The organism is Flavobacterium sp. (assembly GCF_036759525.1).
Taxonomy (GTDB): Bacteria; Bacteroidota; Bacteroidia; order Flavobacteriales; family Flavobacteriaceae; genus Flavobacterium.
The window spans coordinates 262,926-282,225 of sequence record NZ_DAIOUN010000001.1 but is presented as its reverse complement, the minus strand read 5'-3'; the positions used below and the strand labels follow the sequence as shown (position 1 = coordinate 282,225).

The 19,300-nt window shown below is 34.5% G+C and carries 22 protein-coding genes; 18 read left to right on the top strand and 4 right to left on the bottom strand.

Annotated features, from left to right (window positions below; all coding sequences use genetic code 11):
* Nucleotides 1-18 precede the first annotated feature (18 nt).
* Entirely contained in the window at nt 19-951 is a 933-nt protein-coding gene (locus V7M80_RS01320; protein WP_333693469.1) for a DUF6427 family protein, read from the top strand.
* Here the strand turns inward: V7M80_RS01320 and upp are convergent.
* On the bottom strand, nt 946-1,599 hold the full coding sequence (gene upp, locus V7M80_RS01315) for a uracil phosphoribosyltransferase (RefSeq protein WP_333693467.1): 654 nt from the start codon (nt 1,597-1,599) through the stop codon (nt 946-948). The two genes, V7M80_RS01320 and upp, sit on opposite strands and share 6 nt — an antisense overlap.
* Nucleotides 1,600-1,668: 69 nt before the next feature.
* Between upp and V7M80_RS01310 the strand changes: the two genes are divergently transcribed.
* Entirely contained in the window at nt 1,669-2,274 is a 606-nt protein-coding gene (locus V7M80_RS01310; protein ID WP_333693465.1) for a DUF4254 domain-containing protein, read from the top strand.
* 140 nt (nt 2,275-2,414) lie between these two features.
* Nucleotides 2,415-3,413 carry a glycosyltransferase family 9 protein gene (locus V7M80_RS01305; protein WP_333693626.1) on the top strand — a complete coding sequence of 333 codons (999 nt, stop codon included), beginning with the start codon at nt 2,415-2,417 and terminating at the stop codon, nt 3,411-3,413.
* A gap of 102 nt (nt 3,414-3,515) precedes the next feature.
* Here the strand turns inward: V7M80_RS01305 and V7M80_RS01300 are convergent, their stop codons facing one another.
* Both V7M80_RS01300 and V7M80_RS01295 read right to left on the bottom strand, forming a co-directional pair.
* Nucleotides 3,516-3,824 carry a hypothetical protein gene (locus V7M80_RS01300; RefSeq protein ID WP_333693463.1) on the bottom strand — a complete coding sequence of 103 codons (309 nt, stop codon included), beginning with the start codon at nt 3,822-3,824 and terminating at the stop codon, nt 3,516-3,518.
* A gap of 32 nt (nt 3,825-3,856) precedes the next feature.
* Nucleotides 3,857-4,909 (bottom strand): ferredoxin--NADP reductase, encoded by a 1,053-nt coding sequence (locus tag V7M80_RS01295; RefSeq protein ID WP_333693461.1) that lies wholly within the window; start codon nt 4,907-4,909, stop codon nt 3,857-3,859.
* Between the two features lie 125 nt (nt 4,910-5,034).
* On the opposite strand from V7M80_RS01295, the gene V7M80_RS01290 reads away from it, so the two are divergent.
* The 15 genes from V7M80_RS01290 to atpG all read left to right on the top strand — a co-directional run bounded on the left by V7M80_RS01290 (nt 5,035) and on the right by atpG (nt 18,025).
* The gene (locus V7M80_RS01290; RefSeq protein WP_333693459.1) at nt 5,035-5,370 is read left to right on the top strand and encodes a PadR family transcriptional regulator; all 336 of its coding nucleotides are present in this window, start codon (nt 5,035-5,037) and stop codon (nt 5,368-5,370) included.
* Between the two features lies 1 nt (nt 5,371).
* Nucleotides 5,372-6,004: a hypothetical protein gene (locus tag V7M80_RS01285; RefSeq protein ID WP_333693458.1), complete on the top strand. Its 633-nt coding sequence runs from the start codon at nt 5,372-5,374 to the stop codon at nt 6,002-6,004.
* Nucleotides 5,995-6,699 carry a hypothetical protein gene (locus V7M80_RS01280; protein ID WP_333693456.1) on the top strand — a complete coding sequence of 235 codons (705 nt, stop codon included), beginning with the start codon at nt 5,995-5,997 and terminating at the stop codon, nt 6,697-6,699. The genes V7M80_RS01285 and V7M80_RS01280 overlap by 10 nt, the downstream gene beginning before the upstream one ends.
* Before the next feature lie 155 nt (nt 6,700-6,854).
* Nucleotides 6,855-8,261: a DUF5687 family protein gene (locus tag V7M80_RS01275; RefSeq protein ID WP_333693624.1), complete on the top strand. Its 1,407-nt coding sequence runs from the start codon at nt 6,855-6,857 to the stop codon at nt 8,259-8,261.
* 28 nt (nt 8,262-8,289) lie between these two features.
* A complete protein-coding gene (locus V7M80_RS01270) occupies nt 8,290-8,985 on the top strand; it encodes an ABC transporter ATP-binding protein (protein ID WP_333693455.1) in 696 nt (231 codons plus the stop codon).
* A gap of 150 nt (nt 8,986-9,135) precedes the next feature.
* Nucleotides 9,136-11,931 carry a type IX secretion system periplasmic lipoprotein PorW/SprE gene (gene porW / locus V7M80_RS01265; protein ID WP_333693454.1) on the top strand — a complete coding sequence of 932 codons (2,796 nt, stop codon included), beginning with the start codon at nt 9,136-9,138 and terminating at the stop codon, nt 11,929-11,931.
* A 2-nt stretch (nt 11,932-11,933) separates the two neighbouring features.
* A complete protein-coding gene (locus V7M80_RS01260; RefSeq protein WP_333693452.1) occupies nt 11,934-12,341 on the top strand; it encodes a bactofilin family protein in 408 nt (135 codons plus the stop codon).
* A 16-nt stretch (nt 12,342-12,357) separates the two neighbouring features.
* Nucleotides 12,358-12,540, top strand: coding sequence for an AtpZ/AtpI family protein (locus tag V7M80_RS01255; protein WP_333693451.1), 183 nt, complete (start codon nt 12,358-12,360; stop codon nt 12,538-12,540).
* On the top strand, nt 12,537-12,923 hold the full coding sequence (locus tag V7M80_RS01250) for a hypothetical protein (RefSeq protein ID WP_333693450.1): 387 nt from the start codon (nt 12,537-12,539) through the stop codon (nt 12,921-12,923). Before V7M80_RS01255 ends, V7M80_RS01250 begins: the two co-directional genes overlap by 4 nt.
* A 133-nt stretch (nt 12,924-13,056) precedes the next feature.
* On the top strand, nt 13,057-14,139 hold the full coding sequence (gene atpB / locus V7M80_RS01245) for a F0F1 ATP synthase subunit A (RefSeq protein ID WP_333693448.1): 1,083 nt from the start codon (nt 13,057-13,059) through the stop codon (nt 14,137-14,139).
* 42 nt (nt 14,140-14,181) lie between these two features.
* Nucleotides 14,182-14,382 (top strand): ATP synthase F0 subunit C, encoded by a 201-nt coding sequence (gene atpE, locus V7M80_RS01240; RefSeq protein ID WP_023578147.1) that lies wholly within the window; start codon nt 14,182-14,184, stop codon nt 14,380-14,382.
* A gap of 83 nt (nt 14,383-14,465) precedes the next feature.
* Nucleotides 14,466-14,957, top strand: a complete 492-nt coding sequence (locus V7M80_RS01235; protein WP_333693446.1) for a F0F1 ATP synthase subunit B — start codon at nt 14,466-14,468, stop codon at nt 14,955-14,957.
* The gene (gene atpH / locus V7M80_RS01230; protein ID WP_333693622.1) at nt 14,957-15,490 is read left to right on the top strand and encodes an ATP synthase F1 subunit delta; all 534 of its coding nucleotides are present in this window, start codon (nt 14,957-14,959) and stop codon (nt 15,488-15,490) included. The genes V7M80_RS01235 and atpH overlap by 1 nt, the downstream gene beginning before the upstream one ends.
* Before the next feature lie 23 nt (nt 15,491-15,513).
* Nucleotides 15,514-17,091 (top strand): F0F1 ATP synthase subunit alpha, encoded by a 1,578-nt coding sequence (atpA, locus tag V7M80_RS01225; RefSeq protein ID WP_333693444.1) that lies wholly within the window; start codon nt 15,514-15,516, stop codon nt 17,089-17,091.
* Nucleotides 17,092-17,167: 76 nt separating this feature from the next.
* The gene (gene atpG / locus V7M80_RS01220; protein ID WP_333693443.1) at nt 17,168-18,025 is read left to right on the top strand and encodes an ATP synthase F1 subunit gamma; all 858 of its coding nucleotides are present in this window, start codon (nt 17,168-17,170) and stop codon (nt 18,023-18,025) included.
* Between the two features lie 50 nt (nt 18,026-18,075).
* On the opposite strand, the gene V7M80_RS01215 is transcribed toward atpG, so the two are convergent.
* Nucleotides 18,076-19,215 carry a cytochrome-c peroxidase gene (locus V7M80_RS01215; RefSeq protein ID WP_333693442.1) on the bottom strand — a complete coding sequence of 380 codons (1,140 nt, stop codon included), beginning with the start codon at nt 19,213-19,215 and terminating at the stop codon, nt 18,076-18,078.
* Between the last annotated feature and the right edge of the window lie 85 nt (nt 19,216-19,300).

Here is a 19,300-nt window from a genome sequence, read left to right as displayed (position 1 = left end):
AAAGTATAAAATATCTGTATGATAGCAAGCATTTTTAGTAAATCAAGACCATTTAATTATATTTTAATTGCCAGTGCTTTGATTTTTTGTTTCGTTATTTACCAAATTCATTTGGGTTTAGGTCAAGAATCTGCAGGCATTGAAGTCGTAAAAAAAGGATTAAACTTAATTTTCCTAACCGTTTCCATTTTCTTAGTCAATTTTATAACCAAACGTAACGAGTTGAGTAAAGACAATAGTTACACGGTGTTGTTTTATTTTTTATTGCTTCTTTTTATCCCCGGCGTTTTTGATTCGAATGCTTTAATTGCAGCCTCTTTTTTTTTAATATTAGCTTTTAGACGGTTAATGTCTATGAAGTCGATGATTACTCCAAAAGAAAAAATATTTGATGCTTCTTTTTGGATTATAGTGGCCTCATTGTTCCATTTTTGGTGTATTTTGTTTTTGCTTTTGGTGTTTGTATCTATAGTGTTTCATGTTTCCAGAGACTACAGAAATTGGCTTATTCCCTTTATTGCATTTTTTACGGTAAGCATTTTGTTGGTTTTTTTTAGTTTACTATTGGAAACCGATTGGCTCTCTTGGGTTGGCTCTCAAATTAGAATTAGTACAGAATTTGCCCTTTCTGAAAAACCTATTGAAAACATAGCTTTAACCGTATTCTTTATTTTTTCGGTTTTATTCTTTTTCTCGTTACTTCTAACACTTACCAAAAGACCTTTAATTCAGCACGCATCATTTAAAAAGGTTCTATTTAGTTTTGTTATTGCCCTTCTAATTTATGTTGTATCTCCTAATAAATCAAATGATTTGCTACTTTTTGGAGTTTTGCCGGTTGCTATTATGGGGACTTCTTTTTTAGAAATGACTAAAGACAAATTAACAACCGAAATTTTGGTGGGTTGTGTTGTTATTGCCTCCGTTTTTTTGTTTATTTTTCAATTATAATTTGACACCATAGGCCAAATCGCCTGCATCACCCAAACCGGGAACAATGTAGTTTTTCTCATTTAATTTTTCATCTAAAGCGGCAACCCATAAATGACAATTGGCCGGAAGGTTTTCTTCTAAATAGGCTATTCCTTCGGGAGCAGCAATCACTACGGCTATGTGAATTTCTTTCGGGTTTTGCTCTAAATGCAATTTATTTAAAACAGCTACAATCGATTGTCCGGTGGCTAACATCGGATCGATTAAAATTAAAGTCTTATTTTCAAAAGAAGGAGCGGCTTGGTATTCTACCAAAATATCAAAATAAGCATCATTATTCGGATGATGACGATAAGCCGAAACAAATCCGTTTTCGGCATTATCAAAAATGTTCATAAAACCGGTATGCAACGCCAAACCGGCTCTCAAAATAGAACACAAAACCACATGGTCTTCCAAAGCTGTAGTTTTTTTTATACCAAGCGGTGTTTGCACTTCTACAGGAACATAGGGCAGCGTTTTACTCAATTCATAAGCCATAATTTCGCCTATTCGTTCAATGTTTTTTCGGAAACGCATACTGTCTTTTTGTACCGAAACATCTCGAATTTGTGCCAAAAAATGATTGAGAATGCTATTTTGTTCCGAAATATAATGAAGATGCATAAACGTTTTAGTTTTGAATTAGTTTGATAAAGGTATAAAAAGTATATTTGTATTTTAAAATTTAATCCTATGTTTTCACAATTTGCGTTTTCTGTTTTTGAACAAAGTATAGCCGATTATCATATTCATGATAATGTGTATCAACCGGTTAACAACCCGTATCCCAAAGATAAAATTGAACATTTATTGTATGCCAAAAATTGGGTTGACACCGTGCAGTGGCATTATGAAGACATCATCCGTGATCCGCAAATTGACCCGGTAGCGGCACTGGATTTAAAACGAAAAATTGATGCGTCCAATCAAGTTCGCACCGATATGGTGGAATATATTGACAGCTATTTTCTTCAAAAATATAAAGACATTCAGGTAAAGGCAGATGCTAAAATCAACACCGAAAGTCCGGCTTGGGCCATCGACCGCCTTTCTATTTTGGCTTTAAAAATTTATCACATGAGCGAAGAAGCCAATCGAGGAGAAGCCACTCCGGAACACAGAGCCAAATGTCAGGAAAAATTAAACGTTTTGTTAGAACAAAAAAGCGATATGTTTTCGTCTATCGACCAATTGTTGAAAGATATTGAAAGCGGAGACAAATTCATGAAAGTCTATAAACAAATGAAAATGTACAACGACGAGGAGTTGAATCCGGTTTTGTATCAGAATAAGAAGTAATTTTATTTGAACCATTAAACATTTAAGAAGAGTTAAGTATCAAAACGTAATGAACCTTAATTGTTTAATGGTTTTTAATTTTAAAAAATCATTCATTGTCGCAAAAACCAAAACATATTCTAGTTATTCGTCTCTCAGCTATGGGCGATGTAGCGATGACCGTTCCGGTTTTGCGAGCATTAATTCAACAACATCCCGAACTTACACTTACTGTGGTTTCCCGACCGTTTTTTAAACCTTTTTTCGACGGAATTCCAAATGTGCATTTCTTTGCGGTTGATTTACAAAAACGCCACAAAGGATTTTTCGGTTTGCTTCAATTGTTTTCCGATTTAAAAAAGTTGGATATTGATGCGGTTGCTGATTTACATAATGTTCTTAGATCAAAAGTTATCCGAAGTTTATTCGCTTTAAGCGGAAAAAAAGTAGCTTACACAGATAAAGGAAGAGCGGAAAAAAAAGCGTTGACCAATTTGACTAACAAAGTTTTCAAACCCGTAAAACCCATGGTGGAACGTCATGTGGAAACGTTTAAAAAACTCGGTTTTTCAATTGATTTAACAAACCCTCAATTTCCCCAAAAAGCAGTTTTATCAGATGAAATTCTGAAAATCACCGAAAATAAAAACCAAAATTGGGTCGGTATTGCACCGTTTGCTCAATATGAAGGAAAAGTTTATCCACTCGATTTAATGCAAAAAGTGATTGATGAATTGTCTACAAACACTTCCATCAAAATTTTTCTTTTTGGCGGTGGAAATGAGGAAATTCAGCAATTAAATCAATTGCAAAACAATCACTTAAATGTAGTTGTAATTGCCGGAAAAATAAAATTTAAACAAGAATTGGATTTAATTTCCAACTTAGACGTAATGCTTTCCATGGATTCCGGAAATTCGCATATAGCAGCGATGCTAGGTGTAAAAGTTATTACACTTTGGGGAGCCACACACCCGTTTGCCGGATTTTCACCGTTTAATCAACCGTTGGAAAATTGTATCACCGCAGATAGAGAGAAATTTCCGCTTTTGCCAACTTCCATTTATGGAAACAAGAAAGTAGAAGGTTATGAAGAGGCAATGCGAACTATTGAACCGGAAAAAGTAGTGTTCAGAGTTCAGTCTTTGTTGGGGGTTTAGTTTTCAGTCGCAGTTTTCAGTCTCAGTTTTCACACAATCTTGTCATCCTGACGCAGGAAGGATCTCAATTATTCACTCGCAGTCACAGTTTTAAGTGATAAATTACAAGTAAATTTTATGGTCTTTACACATTCCCAGAATAAACGATTTTAAATTGGAAACGACTTCAGCATAATTAGGTGCATCATAGCCAAACCGTTCGTGTTCCAGTTGTTCTTTTTCCAGAGCATTACATCCTTTGAAAACTTCCCGAATCATATCGAGCAATATCAGTTCTTTGTTGTTGGTTTTTTCAAACTTTAAATCTACCAATTCATCTTCCAATCGGTCGCAATATGCCAAAAGCTCTTGCACTTCCGGTTTATCCAAAAGGGCTTGAGCTTTTTTAAATATTTCCAGTTTGTTTTTCACCAATCACTAATTACTATTCACTAATCACTTTCCTAAACATCATCATAATCCACAAAAATTTCACCCGAAGTTGGATGTGCCTGGCACGTTAAAATCAACCCTTCGGCAATTTCACCATCGGTTAAAATGGTATTCTTTTTCATTTCGGCAGTTCCTTTAGAAATTCTCGCAATACAACTACTGCATATTCCGCCTTGGCAAGAATAAGGAGCATCCAAACCTTGTTTTAAAGCGGCTTCTAATAACGATTGTTTTTGCGACATTTCAAATGAAGTTTCATCGCCATCTACCAAGACGGTAATTTTGGTGTGACCTTCCAATGATTTCTGAATTTCATTTTCAGATGATGAAGCCGAAAACAATTCAAATTTTATATCTTTTTCTTTAACATTGTTTTCTTTTAAAACAGCACTTACCGTGTTAATCATTTCCTCCGGACCACACAAGTAGAATTTGTCAAATTCTTTCTCTTTGTGTTTGTTTTTCAACACAAAATTTACCACCGATTTATCAATTCTTCCAAACAATTGATCATCGGCTTTTTGCTGACTAAAAACATAATGAACAATAAAACGTCCAACGTATTTCAATTGTAAATCGTGCAATTGGTTGTAAAAAATGGTTTCGTTACTTGATTTATTTCCATAAACCAATACAAACGTACTGTTGGGTTCTTGTTCTAAAACGGTTTTCAAAATGGATAGTACCGGCGTGATTCCGCTTCCGGCCACAAAACCTGCATAGTTTTTTTGTCGTGAAGCATCGGGTTCAAACGTAAATTTTCCTTCGGGAGTTCCTACTTCCAAAACTTTCCCGGCGGTTAATTGCTCATTGGCAAACTTTGAAAAATAACCGTTTTTGATGGCCTTAATGGCAATTTTCAACTCACCACTCTCAGGTGTAGAACAAATGGAATAGGCACGACGGATTTCATTTCCGTCTAAAGTGAGTTTTAAGTTGATATATTGACCAGCTGTAAAACGGTAATTTTCTTTTAATTCGGATGGAACGTTGAACAAAACGGAAATCGCTTCTGGTGTTTCACGAATAATATCTTTAACTGCTAATTTATAGAAAGTGGACATAGTTTTCTTTTTTTACAAAGGTAATAAACCCGTAGTTTTAGAAATTGCAAATAAAACAAAAAATTATACCTAAGTTTTTTATGTATAAGAATCTTATGTATATTTGTGTTTCAAATTCACTTAAAATGAAAAACTCGGCATTATATAAAGGAAGTCTTAATACCATTATAATGAAGCTTTTAGAAGAAAAAGGCCGCATGTATGGGTATGAAATTACCCAAAAAGTAAAAATCATCACGCAAGGTGAATTGAACATTACCGAGGGAGCTTTGTATCCGGCTTTACACAAATTGGAGGCCGAAGGTTTGCTTGAAGTAGAAGTTGAAAAAGTAGATAACCGTTTGCGAAAATACTATAAACTCACCGAAAAAGGCACCAAAGAAACGGTAAACCGATTGGCAGAATTGGAAGAATTTATAAAGAATATGCAGACTATTGTGAATCCTAAATTGAGTTATTGAGATGAATACATTAACTATTCAAAACCTGAAATTCATTGATAATTATCTCAAACAAAGCCAAGTTTGTTATGATGATATTCGAATGGAACTCACCGATCATATCGCTTCGGCTGTGGAAGAAAAAATGAGAACGGATACGATTGATTTTTATGACGCTTTTAAAAATTACATGATTTTGAATAAGAAAACCCTTTTGAAAAACTTTGCAGGAGGGGGATTTAAATCTTTTGAACCTATTAGAATTTTTAGCAAGTATTTATTAAAGCGTAATTCAATTGTTTTTGCTTTTCTCTTCTTTTTGGGAATTTATTTTTTTCAATATCAATTAGATAAAACGTATTTCATTGAAGAATTTCACGCATATTGGTTTTCGTTTTTTTTCCTATTTGCGATAGCACACTTTATTTTTTTTCATTTCATAAAGAAGAAACGATTTTTTGTTTTGGAACAATCTTTTTTAGTTCTTTTTTTCATCAATTATCTCATCATTCCTATATCCCAATTAATTGATGTAAATAAAGTTACACAGGTATTTTGGTTTGATGTCTCAATACTTTTCATATCAATTGTTTTTCTGTCTTTTTACGGTAACTCTATTCAAAAATATTACAAAAAAAAGCACATATGGAATTAAAAGTTAATCAAGAACAAATTGATCGCTTGTACCGTTTCACTCGCGAACATTTTGTAGAGCACTATGATTTGCAAACTGAATTGGTGGATCACCTTTCCAATGCTATTGAAGAACAATGGAGAGAAAATACCAAAATATCCTTTGAGGATGCTTTGCAAAAGGAATTTAAAAAATTTGGAATTTTCGGTTTTAGTGATGTAGTAGAAGAACGCAGCAAAGCATTGAGTAAAAAATACCATTTATTGATATGGAAACATTTCAAAGCGTTCTTTTCTATTCCCAAAATTGCCGTAACAGCAACACTAATTGTCGGACTGTTTTATTTTTTCAAATACATTTTCTTTTATGAATTGATGACATTTGGAATGGTTTTTTGGTTTTTAGCTCTAATTGTATTCTTAATTTATGAAAGAAATAAAATGAAGAAGCGAAAAAAACAAACCGGAAAAAAGTGGATGTTTGAAGAAATTATTTACGGTTATGGTTCATTCTCGGGTGTTTTTGCTTTTCCGTTGCATTTAATCAATATATTTTCCAATTACGGTAGTGGTGTACCCAATGATTACATACTTTGGGGTATAAGTGTATTTCTGGTATTGCTGTTTTTGGGGACTTATATTATTGTAAAAGTAATTCCCTCTAAAGCCGAAGAATATCTAAAACAAACCTACCCGGAATATTCTCTTTCAACTTAGATTGTAACATTTTTTTCACATGTACGACTCATTTCACATTCTTAGGTTTAAATGAATTGATAACTAATCGCAATTGTATGTTTCTACGTTTTATCTCATTAGAATTTAAATCTTTTATCAGGTCGGCAAGCGTTGGAAAAAGTATTGCGTTATAAATTTTATTAGGGTTTTTGGCGGTTTACTTTTTAACAGCTTTTTTGTTTTTGGGAGTGGCTTTGTATCCTATTTCAAAAGAATTGAACCCCAACCAAGACCCATTAACAACCGTAAATAATTTTGTTTTACTTTGGTTGGTCATTGAGTTATTTTATCGTTTTTTCCTTCAATCTTTACCGGTTTTAAATATAAAACCACTTTTGGTTGTGCCTATACCCAGATCAAAAGTTATCCATTTTGTATTGTTAAAAAGTTTGCTTTCTTTTTACAACATTTTACCCTTATTGCTAATTGTGCCTTTTGGTATTTTTTATGCCGTAAAAGAAAAGATTTCGGTATGGAATATAATTCCTTGGATGGTATCGGTGTATGTTTTGACCTTGTGTGTAAATTATACTAATTTCATTTTAAAGAAAAGATTTGCAGACAATTTGAAAAGATTATTACCTTTTTTGGCATTGGGATTACTATTGTTTGGATTGGAATATTTTGAAGTTTTTAGAATTACCGTTGCATTTGGAAAACTTTTAGGTTTATTAATCGATTATCCAATTCTAATGGGATTGCCTTTTTTGATTCTGTTCGCTTTATATTATTGGAATTTTAGCAATTTAAGAGCCAAATTTTATTTAGATGAATCAATCCAAACCAAATCTAAAGAAGTTTCAACGGTAGATTACAATTGGGTAAGACGTTTTGGTAAAATGGCTCCTTTTTTACAGTTGGATTTAAAATTGATTTGGAGAAACAAACGACCCAAAACAACCGTTTGGATGTCATTATTTTTCTTATTGTATGGATTAATTTTTTATCCTAATCCAACCTATCAAAGCATGCCGGCCTTTTTTGTTTTTGTAGGGATTTTTGTCACCGGAATTTTTATGGTAAATTTTGGACAGTTCATACCTTCGTGGGATAGTGCCTATTTTTCTATGATGATGTCTCAAAATATTCCTTTAAAAGAATATTTAAATTCTAAGGCCGGATTAATGACTTTTTCGGTTATTGTATTGGCCATTTTGAGTGTGCCTTATGCTTTCTTTGGGCTCAATATTTTAGCATTAAACTTAGCCTGTGCTCTTTATAACATAGGGGTAAACGTTCCTATTTTGATGTATTCAGGATCATTTAATAAAAAAAGAATTGATTTAGATAAGAGTCCGTTTATGAATTACCAAGGAACCGGTGCAGCTCAATGGATTGTAGGGTTTCCCTTGTTGCTAATTCCTATACTAATTTGGTATCTGGCCTACTATTTTTTCTCTTATGAAACAGGAGTTGCTGTTTTGGCAATTTTAGGCTTGGTTGGAATTTTATTGCGAAATTATCTAATGCAAAAAATCGCATTGCAATATGCCAAAAGAAAGTATGATATCCTATCCGGATACAAACAACAAGAAAGTTAATCATCATCAATCTTAATACACAACATCCATGATTCAAGTAAAAAATCTTAGTAAAACCTACAATGGAAATACGGTTTTAAATATTGAACATTTAGAAATTTCAAGAGGACAAAGTTTTGGTTTGGTTGGAAATAACGGAGCCGGCAAGACTACTTTTTTCAGTTTGTTATTAGATTTAATTCAGCCTACTACCGGACTGATAACGAACAACTCGATTCAAGTAAATACAAGTGAAAAATGGAAACCATTTACCTCTTCTTTCATTGATGAGAGTTTTTTAATTGGATACCTTACACCCGAAGAATATTTTTATTTTATTGGAGAACTTCGAGGTTGGAACAAAGCCGATGTAGATAGCTTTTTGTTTAAATATTCAGATTTTTTTAATGGAGAGATTTTAAAAAACAAAAAATATTTGAGAGATTTATCCAAAGGGAACTCCAAAAAAGTTGGAATAGTAGCCGCTTTGATTGGTGAACCTGAAGTAATTATTCTTGACGAACCTTTTGCAAATTTAGATCCGACTACTCAAATTCGATTGAAAAAAATCATCAAAGAATTGGCAGATGACCCTACAGTTACCATTTTAGTGTCAAGTCACGATTTACAGCATACTGTAGAAGTTTCCAATCGTATTGTAGCACTACAAAAAGGGGAAATCAAGCTGGACCTAATTCCTACATCGGAAACCCTTAAAGAATTGGAAGCGTTTTTTGCAGAATAGCATTCAAAACGCCTAATTTTCAAAACCGAAAAGGCTTCTGCATACAAAAAAGAGTCAATATTTTTCTCTATTTCAAAAAGAAACGTATTTTTACCCTTGCTATATACTAAAAGAGCTCTTTTTTTAGTTATGCCATTAAATGTTTTAATTTTGAAATCTGCTGCAAAAAAAACACTCTACTTATCTCTAACTATTCTCGTTTTTGGGGCTTGTTCTACCCGAAAAGATAAATTTTTGAACCGAAATTTTCAGGCTTTGAATACCGAATTCAATGTTCTTTACAACGGTAATTTGGCTTTAGAAGAAGGTTTGACAGATTTGAGAAACAATTATAAGGATAATTTCTGGGAAGTTTTGCCAGTAGAACGCATGCAAGTCGCCCAAGAAGCGAGTATGCCCGGCGAAAGCAGAAATCCTAATTTTGAAAGAGCAGAAGAGAAAGCAACTAAGGCAATCCAAAAACGTTCTATGCTTATTGGGGGTAGTGAAAAAAACCCACAAATGGATGAAGCTCACCTTTTGTTGGGTAAAGCCAGGTATTATGACCAACGTTTTGTACCCGCTTTAGAAGCATTTAATTATATTTTATATAAAAATCCGGACAGCGATAAAATCTATGAAGCCAAAATTTGGAGAGAGCGTACCAATATCCGTTTGGAAAATGATGCTTTGGCCGTAAAAAACCTTCGAAAACTACTAAGCGAAATTAAGTTTAAAGATCAAGTTTTTGCAGATGCTAATGCCAGTTTGGCTCAAGCTTTTCTTAATTTGGAAGAACAAGACAGTGCTGTAGTAAGACTCAGAAAAGCATTAAGTTATACAAAAAAAGATGAAGAAAAGGCTCGTTACCGTTTCATTTTAGGGCAATTGTTTGATAAGCAAAAGCAAAAAGACAGTGCTTTACACTATTACCAATCGGTAATAAATATGAAACGAAAATCTCCCAGAAGATATGTAATTCAAGCCCATGCCAAACAAGCCGCTTACTTTGATTACCAAAAAGCGGATACACTTCCTTTTGTAACGCAATTCAATAAACTTATTGAAGATAGAGAAAACAGGCCCTATTTGGATGTTTTGTATTATCAAAAAGGATTGTTTTATGAAGGAATGAAAATGCCGGACCACGCGGTTATCAACTACAATAAATCACTTAGAGCCCAATCGTTAGATCCCTATTTATTGGCTTCAAATTACAGAAACTTAGGTGAAATTTATTTTTACAAAGCCAAATACCAAACATCGGGACAGTATTACGACAGTACTTTGGTTTTATTACAACCTCGCACTCGCGAATTTAAAGCCATCAAAAAGAAACGAGACAATTTAGTTGATGTGATTAAATATGAAGGTATTGCTCAAAGAAATGATAGCATTTTGAATGTGGTTTCGCTTTCAAAAGAAGATCAAATCGCTTTTTATGAAGCCTATATAACCGACTTGAAAAAAACAAATGCCAAAACCGCTGCTCAAGAAAAAACCAATCCTACAACAGAATCAAAAGAACTTTCCTTTAAAAATTCGGCCAGTTTAACAACAGGAAGCAGTGGGTCAACGTTTTATTTTTACAATGCAGCTACCTTGGCTCAGGGAAAACTCGACTTTGTAAAGCGATGGGGAAAACGAAGTATGGGTGGTTATTGGAGATTAAATCAAAAGCCGGGTACTTCATTTGTTGAAAGCCCTGATTCTCCCGAACAAGAAGATGATACCGTAGCAAAAGAGGAAAAAGACAACCCCATGTATTCTCCTGAATTTTATTTGAGTCAGTTACCAACCTCAAAAATCGTGATAGATAGTATTGCCAAAGAACGCAATTTTGCCTATTACCAATTGGGAGTTATCTACAAAGAGAAATTCAGAGAGTACTACTTATCTGCCGATAGATTTGAAATTTTATTAAAAAGCAAACCTGAAGAACGTCTGGTTCTACCGGCACTTTACAATTTGTATAAAGTGTATGAAATTATCAATCCAACTAAGTCTTTGACACTTAAGGATAAAATTTTAACGCAGTTCCCCGATTCGCGTTATGCTCAAATTTTAAGTAAATCAAACGCTTCTGCCGATACTATGATAGACGATCCGGAGCTTGTTTATAAAAATTTATACAAGCGATACGAAAATCAAGACTACAGAGCAGTGGCCTTAGAAACCGATTTAGCTATTGAAAAATTTACCGGAGAAGAATTGTTGCCCAAGTTTGAATTACTCAAGGCTTCTCTTGTAGCCAAAATGAAAGGAATTCAAGATTACAAAAAATCGCTCAACTTTGTTGCTTTAACCTATCCTAACGCAGACGAAGGCAAACAAGCCGAAGAGTTACTTTATGATAATATACCGTATTTGGAAAGTTTGTATTTTGACCAAGCACCGCCAACAACGTATAAGATTTTATATCGAGCAGATAATCTGGAAGACAAAAAAACCAAAGAATTACTTGAAAAAATCAGTAAATTCATAAAAGAAAGAAATCAGATACAATTGTCACATTCTATTGATTTGTACACAACGGACAAGAACTTTATTGTAATTCATGGATTAAAAGATGAAGAATATGCAAAAGGTGTAGCCTCAATATTGAAGGAATTTAAAGAATACAAAATAGCAGAACCTTTTGTAATTGTTTCTACGGAGAATTACAAAATCATTCAAATTAGAAAAAATTTAGAAGAATACCTAGACCCTAGTTTGAGAGTTGTTCCGCCACCGTATATTCCCAAGCCCAAGCGAACTCAAGCCAAAAAAGAACAATCTGAGATTGTAATTCCTATGCAAAATCCTGCCGGAACACAAAACCCGGGTAAAGGCGGCTCATTAATGCCTCCGGGAGGAAACGATATGCCCCCTGCAGGCGGAAAAACCAATTCTTCCGGAAAAGGAGGAAATGAATCAAATTTTCAACAACAGTTACCTCCGGCACCAAACAACACTAAAAAAGGATAGTCATGTTTAAAAAAGATTCAAAATCCTATACCGATTTATTGGGTAAAACCAATAGAATAGTTGAAGGAACCATAATAAAGGGCGATATACAATCGTCTGCCGATTTTAGATTGGACGGACATTTAATAGGTAATTTTTATTCTAAAGGGAAGTTGGTTATTGGCCCTGCCGGAAGTATTAAAGGTGATATCGTATGTAAAAATGCCGATATTGAAGGAAAGTTTGATGGAAAAATTCAGGTTTTAGAGATTTTAAGTTTAAAATCAAAAGCTATCATTCACGGGGAAGTAGTCTGTGGCAAATTGGCAGTAGAACCGGGAGCCGAATTCAGTGCTACTTGCGTAATGAAGCCCAATGTGAAAACATTACCTACTCAAAATGAACCCGGACCCGAAGAAAAAATCGCTTAACAAATGGTTGGTTTTTATGAATATTCCCTTTCAAATGGGAGTAATCATTTTATTAGGAGTTCTTTTGGGTAAATGGATAGATGAAAAACAACAAAATTCAACCCCTGTTTTTACTATTATTTTATCGTTATTTTCCGTATTTGTAGCATTATACCACGTGATACGTCAAGTAAAAAACATTTCAAAGCAAAACGAATGAAAGAAAAACTATTGCCTTTTATTAAACAGTTTATCCCGTTTTCCCTTCTTACTTTTGGCTTACAATTCTGGGTAACCCGTTTTTTGCTTCCTGAAACTTCTTTTTATTATTCTTTGATTGAGGTATACAGTTTTCATTTTTGTGTTACCTTTTTATTATATTGGTTTTTAGTATTTGTCAATACTACTTTTTTTGACAAAACCGGATACACTTTTTTAGCAACAGGAATTTTAAAAATGATGGCTTCTATAGTTTTTTTGATGCCATTAATCCAATCCGATTTTGAAAATAAAATTCCGGATGTTGGTGCATTTTTTGTCCCTTTTTTCCTTTTCTTGCTTTTCGAAACCATTCATTCTGTTAGACTTTTAAACGTAAAATGATTGCGTAATTTTTAAAAACAAAACAACTTTGAAGACTTTCCTTAAAAATTCTTTTGATATATTTTCATTTATTAATTAAATATGTACCTTTGCACGAAATTTTAACGACATTAAATTCTGCTAAATTTTAAAAATGAGAATAGCAAAAAGTACCATTCAGTTCCTAGCGATTTTATTAGTAACGTTGTTACCCATTTCTGGATTTGCAGGTGGGTCACATTCTGAGGATAAAGAGTTTAATGCCACCGACTTGATTAATTCACACATTGGAGATTCGCATGAGTTTCATATTGCCGATTGGAATGGACATGCGATTTCATTCTATTTGCCGGTTATTTTATGGACAAATAACGGTTTGACGGTGTTTTCATCTTCAAAATTTCACCATGATAATGAAGGAAAAGAAATTGTTGAAGTAAACGGAGAACAATTTGTGCGATACAAAGAAGTGATTTACTATGCCGATAAATTTGCAGAAATCACAGATGAAGCAGATAAAAGCGGTTTAAATTTTGCAGCCAGACCGTTGAACTTTTCAATTACCAAATTGGTTTTCTCGATGTTGATGTCGGTTATTGTTTTATTCTTATTGTTTACGGCAGTTGCTCGTTCATACAACAAAAACAAAATGGCTCCCAAAGGATTGGCCGGTTTCTTGGAGCCTTTGGTATTATTCGTAAGAGATGATATTGCTATTCCAAACATCGGACACAAAAATTATGCAAAATATATGCCGTATTTGTTAACCATCTTTTTCTTTATATGGATTAACAACTTAATCGGATTAATACCTTTCTTCCCATTCAGTGCTAACTTAACCGGAAATATTTATTTCACTTTCGTTTTGGCATTTATCACGTTTTTAATCACTACTTTTAGTGCTAACAAATACTATTGGGGACACATATTTGCTCCACCGGTTCCAAAAGCATTATACCCCATCATGTGGCCGGTAGAAATTATCGGAATGTTTACTAAACCTTTTGCCTTGATGATTCGTCTTTTTGCTAACATTACAGCGGGACACATTATTATATTGAGTTTAATTTCATTAATCTATATTTTCAAAACTTGGATGATTTCTCCGGTTTCAATCGGTTTTGTATTGTTCATGAGTGTTTTGGAAATGTTGGTAGCGGCACTTCAAGCGTATGTATTTACCTTGTTGTCTGCTTTGTTTATTGGTCAAGCTGTTGAAGAGCACGACCATCACTAAAATTGAGTTTTTTTTAATTATTAACTATATAAATTTAACATTATGGTATTAGCTGGAATCGGTGCTGGATTAGCTGTTATTGGAGCAGGAATCGGTATTGGAAAAATTGGTGGATCTGCTATGGATGCTATGGCAAGACAACCAGAAGCTGCTGGAAAAATTCAAACTGCTATGATTATTGCTGCGGCTCTTATTGAGGGTGTAGCTCTTTTCGCGGTGGTTGTTGCTTTGATTGCAAAGTAATTTTAAAAAAAGAACCCGTTTCGTAACGGTTGGTTGCGAAACGGTTTTTTAAAACAAGTAAAACTATTTAATCTATATAAAACATGAACTTAACTTCACCGGAAAGTTTAATTTTTTGGACAACGCTCATCTTTGTTATTTTCTTTTTCTTAATGAAAAAGTTTGCCTGGAAGCCTATTTTAGGAGCTGTAAAAAGCAGAGAAGAATCAATCAACAATGCATTAGCAGCAGCTGAAAAAGCTAAGTTAGAAATGCAAAACTTGACCGCTTCCAATGAGCGTTTATTAGCCGAAGCCAGAGCAGAGCGTGATGTCATGCTTAAAGAAGCTCGTGAAATCAAAGAGAAAATGATAAACGATGCCAAAGCCGAAGCTCAAGCTCAAGGAGAAAAGATGATTGCTCAGGCAAAATCTGCTATTGAAAGCGAGAAAAATGCAGCGATGGCCGAATTGAAGAATCAAGTTTCTACGTTGTCTATTGAGATTGCAGAGAAAGTATTAAAAAGTGAATTATCCAATACAGAAGCTCAAACCCAATTGGTTGAGAAAATGTTAGGCGATGCAAAATTAAATTAATCCGTATGTCAAGAGCTGCGATTAGATATGCCAAAGCTATTATAGAAAATGCTGTTTCAAACGGAAGAGCCGATGCGGTGAATCAAGATATGAAATTGATTAACGAAACGGTAAATTCTAATGAGGAATTAAAGCTTTTTTTAGTTAGTCCTGTAGTAAAACCGGAAGCAAAATACGATGCCTTGTCTGAAATATTTGCCTCCGTTCAAAATGACACCAAAGGATTGTTTTTGTTGCTAAAAGAAAATAAGCGTTTCGAGATTTTAGGAGAAATTGCAAAACAATATAATGCTCAATACGATGAGTTAAACGGAATTGAAGTGGCAAAAGTAACCACTGCTTTCCCAATTACTCCGGACTTAGAAGCAAAAGTTTTGGCCAAAATAAAAGAATTTTCAAATAAGAAAATCACGTTAATCAATACGGTAGATCCAACTATCATTGGAGGATTTATCTTGAGAATTGGCGATCAACAATACAACGCATCTGTAGCAAACAGATTGCAACAATTAAAGAGAGAATTTAGTAATTAATATTCCAATAAAGATATAAAACAATGGCGGAAATTAAACCTGCTGAAATTTCAGCAATATTAAAAAAACAATTATCTGGTTTTGAATCAGGTGCTTCGTTAGAAGAGGTAGGAACAGTTCTTCAAGTAGGAGATGGTATTGCTCGTGTTTACGGCTTATCAAATGCACAATACGGAGAGTTAGTACAATTCGACAACGGATTGGAAGCTATCGTATTAAACTTGGAGGAAGACAATGTTGGGGTAGTATTGTTAGGTCCTTCAACAGGTATTAAAGAAGGTTCTACTGTAAAAAGAACACAACGTATCGCTTCCCTAAAAGTAGGGGAACAAATGGTAGGTCGTGTCGTAGATACTTTGGGTAATCCAATCGATGGGAAAGGACCAATCGGTGGAGATCTTTATGAAATGCCATTGGAAAGAAAAGCTCCCGGAGTAATTTTCCGTCAGCCGGTAACTGAACCTTTACAAACAGGAATTAAATCTATTGATGCGATGATTCCGGTTGGTAGAGGGCAACGTGAGTTGGTTATTGGTGACCGTCAAACCGGGAAAACAACGGTATGTATTGATACGATCTTAAATCAAAAAGAATTTTATGATGCAGGTCAACCTGTGTTTTGTATCTATGTGGCAGTAGGACAAAAAGCGTCAACTGTTGCCGGAATTGCTAAAACATTGGAAGATAAAGGAGCAATGGCTTATACTGTAATTGTTGCAGCAAATGCTTCAGACCCTGCACCAATGCAAGTATATGCACCTTTTGCTGGTGCGGCTATAGGAGAATATTTCCGCGACACAGGTCGTCCAGCTTTGATTATCTATGATGATTTATCTAAACAAGCTGTTGCTTACCGTGAAGTTTCTCTTTTATTGAGAAGACCACCGGGACGTGAGGCATATCCTGGAGACGTTTTCTATCTTCACTCTAGATTGTTAGAAAGAGCTGCAAAAGTAATTGCAGATGACGATATTGCTAAAAACATGAACGACTTACCAGATTCTTTACGTCCAATCGTTAAAGGAGGAGGTTCGTTAACGGCTCTTCCTATCATCGAAACTCAAGCGGGTGACGTTTCTGCCTATATTCCAACCAACGTAATTTCGATTACCGACGGACAAATTTTCTTGGAGTCTGATTTATTCAACTCAGGGGTACGTCCGGCAATTAACGTAGGTATTTCGGTATCTCGTGTTGGAGGAAATGCTCAAATTAAATCGATGAAAAAAGTATCGGGTACTTTAAAATTAGATCAAGCTCAGTTCCGTGAATTAGAAGCTTTTGCTAAATTTGGTTCCGACTTGGATGCGGCTACTTTAAATGTTATTGAAAAAGGAAGACGAAACGTTGAAATTTTGAAACAAGCAGTAAACGATCCTTATAAAGTAGAAGATCAAATTGCTATTATTTATGCAGGTACAAAAAATTTACTACGTAACGTACCGGTAAATAAAGTAAAAGAATTTGAAAGAGATTATATTGAATACCTAAATAACAAGCACAAAGACACATTGAATGCTCTTAAAGCCGGTAAATTCTCAGACGAATTAACCGATGTGTTGGAAAGTGCAGCTAAAGAGGTTTCAGCGAAATATAATTAATTAGTCAATTTGTTAATGTGTCAATTAGACAATTAATTGGCACATTGAAAATTGGCACATTGACACATTATTCAAAATGGCAAATTTAAAGGAAATCCGTAATAGAATTAGTTCCGTTCAGTCAACGATGCAAATTACATCGGCGATGAAAATGGTTTCTGCTGCAAAGTTGAAAAAGGCTCAAGATGCCATTACGGCTATGAGACCTTACGCCGAAAAATTGACTGAAATTTTAAAAGGTCTAAGTGCATCTATGGAAGGTGAAATAGGTGGTGATTTTACGGCTCAACGCGAAGTAAAAAAAGTATTAATAGTTGCAATAACTTCAAACAGAGGTTTGTGTGGTGCTTTCAATACCAACGTTATTAAGCAAGTTAAAGTACTTACGGATGCTTATACAGGAAAACAAGTTGATGTTTTTGCCATTGGAAAAAAAGGAAACGATGTATTGCGAAAAACAAGCACGGTTATTGAAAACAAAAGTGAGGTTTTTGACCAATTAACTTTTGATAATGTAGCTGTAATTGCCGATATGCTCATCGAAAAATTTGTTTCCGGACAATACGACAAAATAGAAATCGTTTACAATCAATTCAAAAATGCAGCAACGCAAATTGTTCAAACCGAACAGTTTTTACCACTTGCACCCGTAGTTGGAGCTTCAGTTTCAACTTCAGATTATATTTTTGAGCCTTCAAAAGAAGAGATTGTTTTGACTTTGATTCCAAAATCTTTAAAAACGCAACTTTATAAATCCATTCGTGATTCTTTCGCTTCAGAGCATGGAGCACGAATGACTGCTATGCATAAAGCTACAGATAATGCAACGGCTCTAAGAAATCAATTAAAGTTAACTTATAACAAAGCTCGTCAGGCTGCCATTACTAATGAGATACTTGAAATTGTGGGTGGTGCCGAAGCTTTAAAAGGTTAAAAACACTTTACTATAAAAGTAAAAGTCCCAAGAATTTCTTGGGACTTTTTTTATAAATGGGGATTGCTAAATTTTGGATCTTGTGTAATAACCGCATCAGTTAATGTTTCCAAAAAGGCTCTCAATTGTTGTTTTTGCAAAGGGGTCATATTCAGTTGTTGAACCGTGTTATTGGGTCCTTTTAAACGATTGTCTAAGGCGGGGCCATTCAATATTCCGGAATTGTAGTGTTCGATTACTTCATCTAATGAGGCAAATCTACCATCATGCATGTACGGACCAACTGCACTATTTTTTAAGGAAGGCGATTTAAATATACGAGTTTCATTGGCATCTAATCCATTGCTTAACGAATTGGCAGCCAAAGCAAATGTGGGTGGAATATGACATCCCGCACAACCTAAACCTTGAGGTTTAGGTAATAAAAAAAGACTTTTACCGGCATTCTCATTAGGTGTAAATTGTGGAAAAGGAGCACCGATTCCTCCATTGGGGGCTTGTGGCGAAAATACTTCTGCATAGGCTGAATCAAATTTACTATGCGTAGAAATCATACTTCGGATGAATTGAGCCAATGCTTTTTGTATCCGATCTTCCGTAATATCGGGAGTTCCAAAGACTTCGTTAAAGAGATAAGGATAGTACGGAATTTGATTCATTTTATTTAATAATGTTGTCATACCGCCATTGGCCGAGCTAAAGCCCATTTCAATATGGTCTTTAATAGGCATGGTAGTTTGGATTTCCAAACTAGGAGCTCTCTTATCCCAAAACATGCTGTTTCCGGTGTAAAACACGCTATTTAAAAGACGCATGGAATGAGCAGGAGTAGTACCGTTTACACCCGTAGATACAATAGCACTGTCAGTAAAACCCGATGACTGATTGTGACAACTTGCACAGGATATAGTGTTATTTATACTCAATTTTGTATCGTAAAACAAAACTCTTCCCAAGCTAGCTCCTTTATTGGTAATAGGATTGGAAAGCGGGACATTCACATTTTGTAAAACGGGACCCGAATAATGTACAGGATATGAAATATTAACATACTCCGGTAGGTTTGACCAGTTTAGATTCAAATAATCGGATAGTTGAAAAGGATTGGGTTGAGGTTCGGGATTGGAACCCTCATCCGATCCGGAACAAGAGAATAGGGCAAAAGCTAAAATCAAATAAAAAAGTCTCATAAAAGTTTTGGTTTTAACAATTAGACTTTCCAATTTAAGAAAGGTTTAACAATTGCTGTAAAAAAATTACAATTTTGAGAAAATA

Excerpts from the sequence above, each read along its gene's own strand:
- V7M80_RS01235 (WP_333693446.1), top strand. The coding sequence starts at position 14,466 with ATGAACTTAACTTCACCGGAAAGTTTAATTTTTTGGACAACGCTCATC.
- atpB (WP_333693448.1), top strand. The coding sequence starts at position 13,057 with ATGAGAATAGCAAAAAGTACCATTCAGTTCCTAGCGATTTTATTAGTA.
- atpA (WP_333693444.1), top strand. The coding sequence starts at position 15,514 with ATGGCGGAAATTAAACCTGCTGAAATTTCAGCAATATTAAAAAAACAA.
- V7M80_RS01215 (WP_333693442.1), bottom strand. The coding sequence starts at position 19,215 with ATGAGACTTTTTTATTTGATTTTAGCTTTTGCCCTATTCTCTTGTTCC.
- atpE (WP_023578147.1), top strand. The coding sequence starts at position 14,182 with ATGGTATTAGCTGGAATCGGTGCTGGATTAGCTGTTATTGGAGCAGGA.
- V7M80_RS01295 (WP_333693461.1), bottom strand. The coding sequence starts at position 4,909 with ATGTCCACTTTCTATAAATTAGCAGTTAAAGATATTATTCGTGAAACA.
- V7M80_RS01280 (WP_333693456.1), top strand. The coding sequence starts at position 5,995 with ATGGAATTAAAAGTTAATCAAGAACAAATTGATCGCTTGTACCGTTTC.
- V7M80_RS01320 (WP_333693469.1), top strand. The coding sequence starts at position 19 with ATGATAGCAAGCATTTTTAGTAAATCAAGACCATTTAATTATATTTTA.
- V7M80_RS01310 (WP_333693465.1), top strand. The coding sequence starts at position 1,669 with ATGTTTTCACAATTTGCGTTTTCTGTTTTTGAACAAAGTATAGCCGAT.
- V7M80_RS01290 (WP_333693459.1), top strand. The coding sequence starts at position 5,035 with ATGAAAAACTCGGCATTATATAAAGGAAGTCTTAATACCATTATAATG.
- V7M80_RS01285 (WP_333693458.1), top strand. The coding sequence starts at position 5,372 with ATGAATACATTAACTATTCAAAACCTGAAATTCATTGATAATTATCTC.
- V7M80_RS01270 (WP_333693455.1), top strand. The coding sequence starts at position 8,290 with ATGATTCAAGTAAAAAATCTTAGTAAAACCTACAATGGAAATACGGTT.
- V7M80_RS01250 (WP_333693450.1), top strand. The coding sequence starts at position 12,537 with ATGAAAGAAAAACTATTGCCTTTTATTAAACAGTTTATCCCGTTTTCC.
- V7M80_RS01305 (WP_333693626.1), top strand. The coding sequence starts at position 2,415 with ATGGGCGATGTAGCGATGACCGTTCCGGTTTTGCGAGCATTAATTCAA.
- upp (WP_333693467.1), bottom strand. The coding sequence starts at position 1,599 with ATGCATCTTCATTATATTTCGGAACAAAATAGCATTCTCAATCATTTT.
- V7M80_RS01255 (WP_333693451.1), top strand. The coding sequence starts at position 12,358 with ATGAATATTCCCTTTCAAATGGGAGTAATCATTTTATTAGGAGTTCTT.
- atpG (WP_333693443.1), top strand. The coding sequence starts at position 17,168 with ATGGCAAATTTAAAGGAAATCCGTAATAGAATTAGTTCCGTTCAGTCA.
- V7M80_RS01260 (WP_333693452.1), top strand. The coding sequence starts at position 11,934 with ATGTTTAAAAAAGATTCAAAATCCTATACCGATTTATTGGGTAAAACC.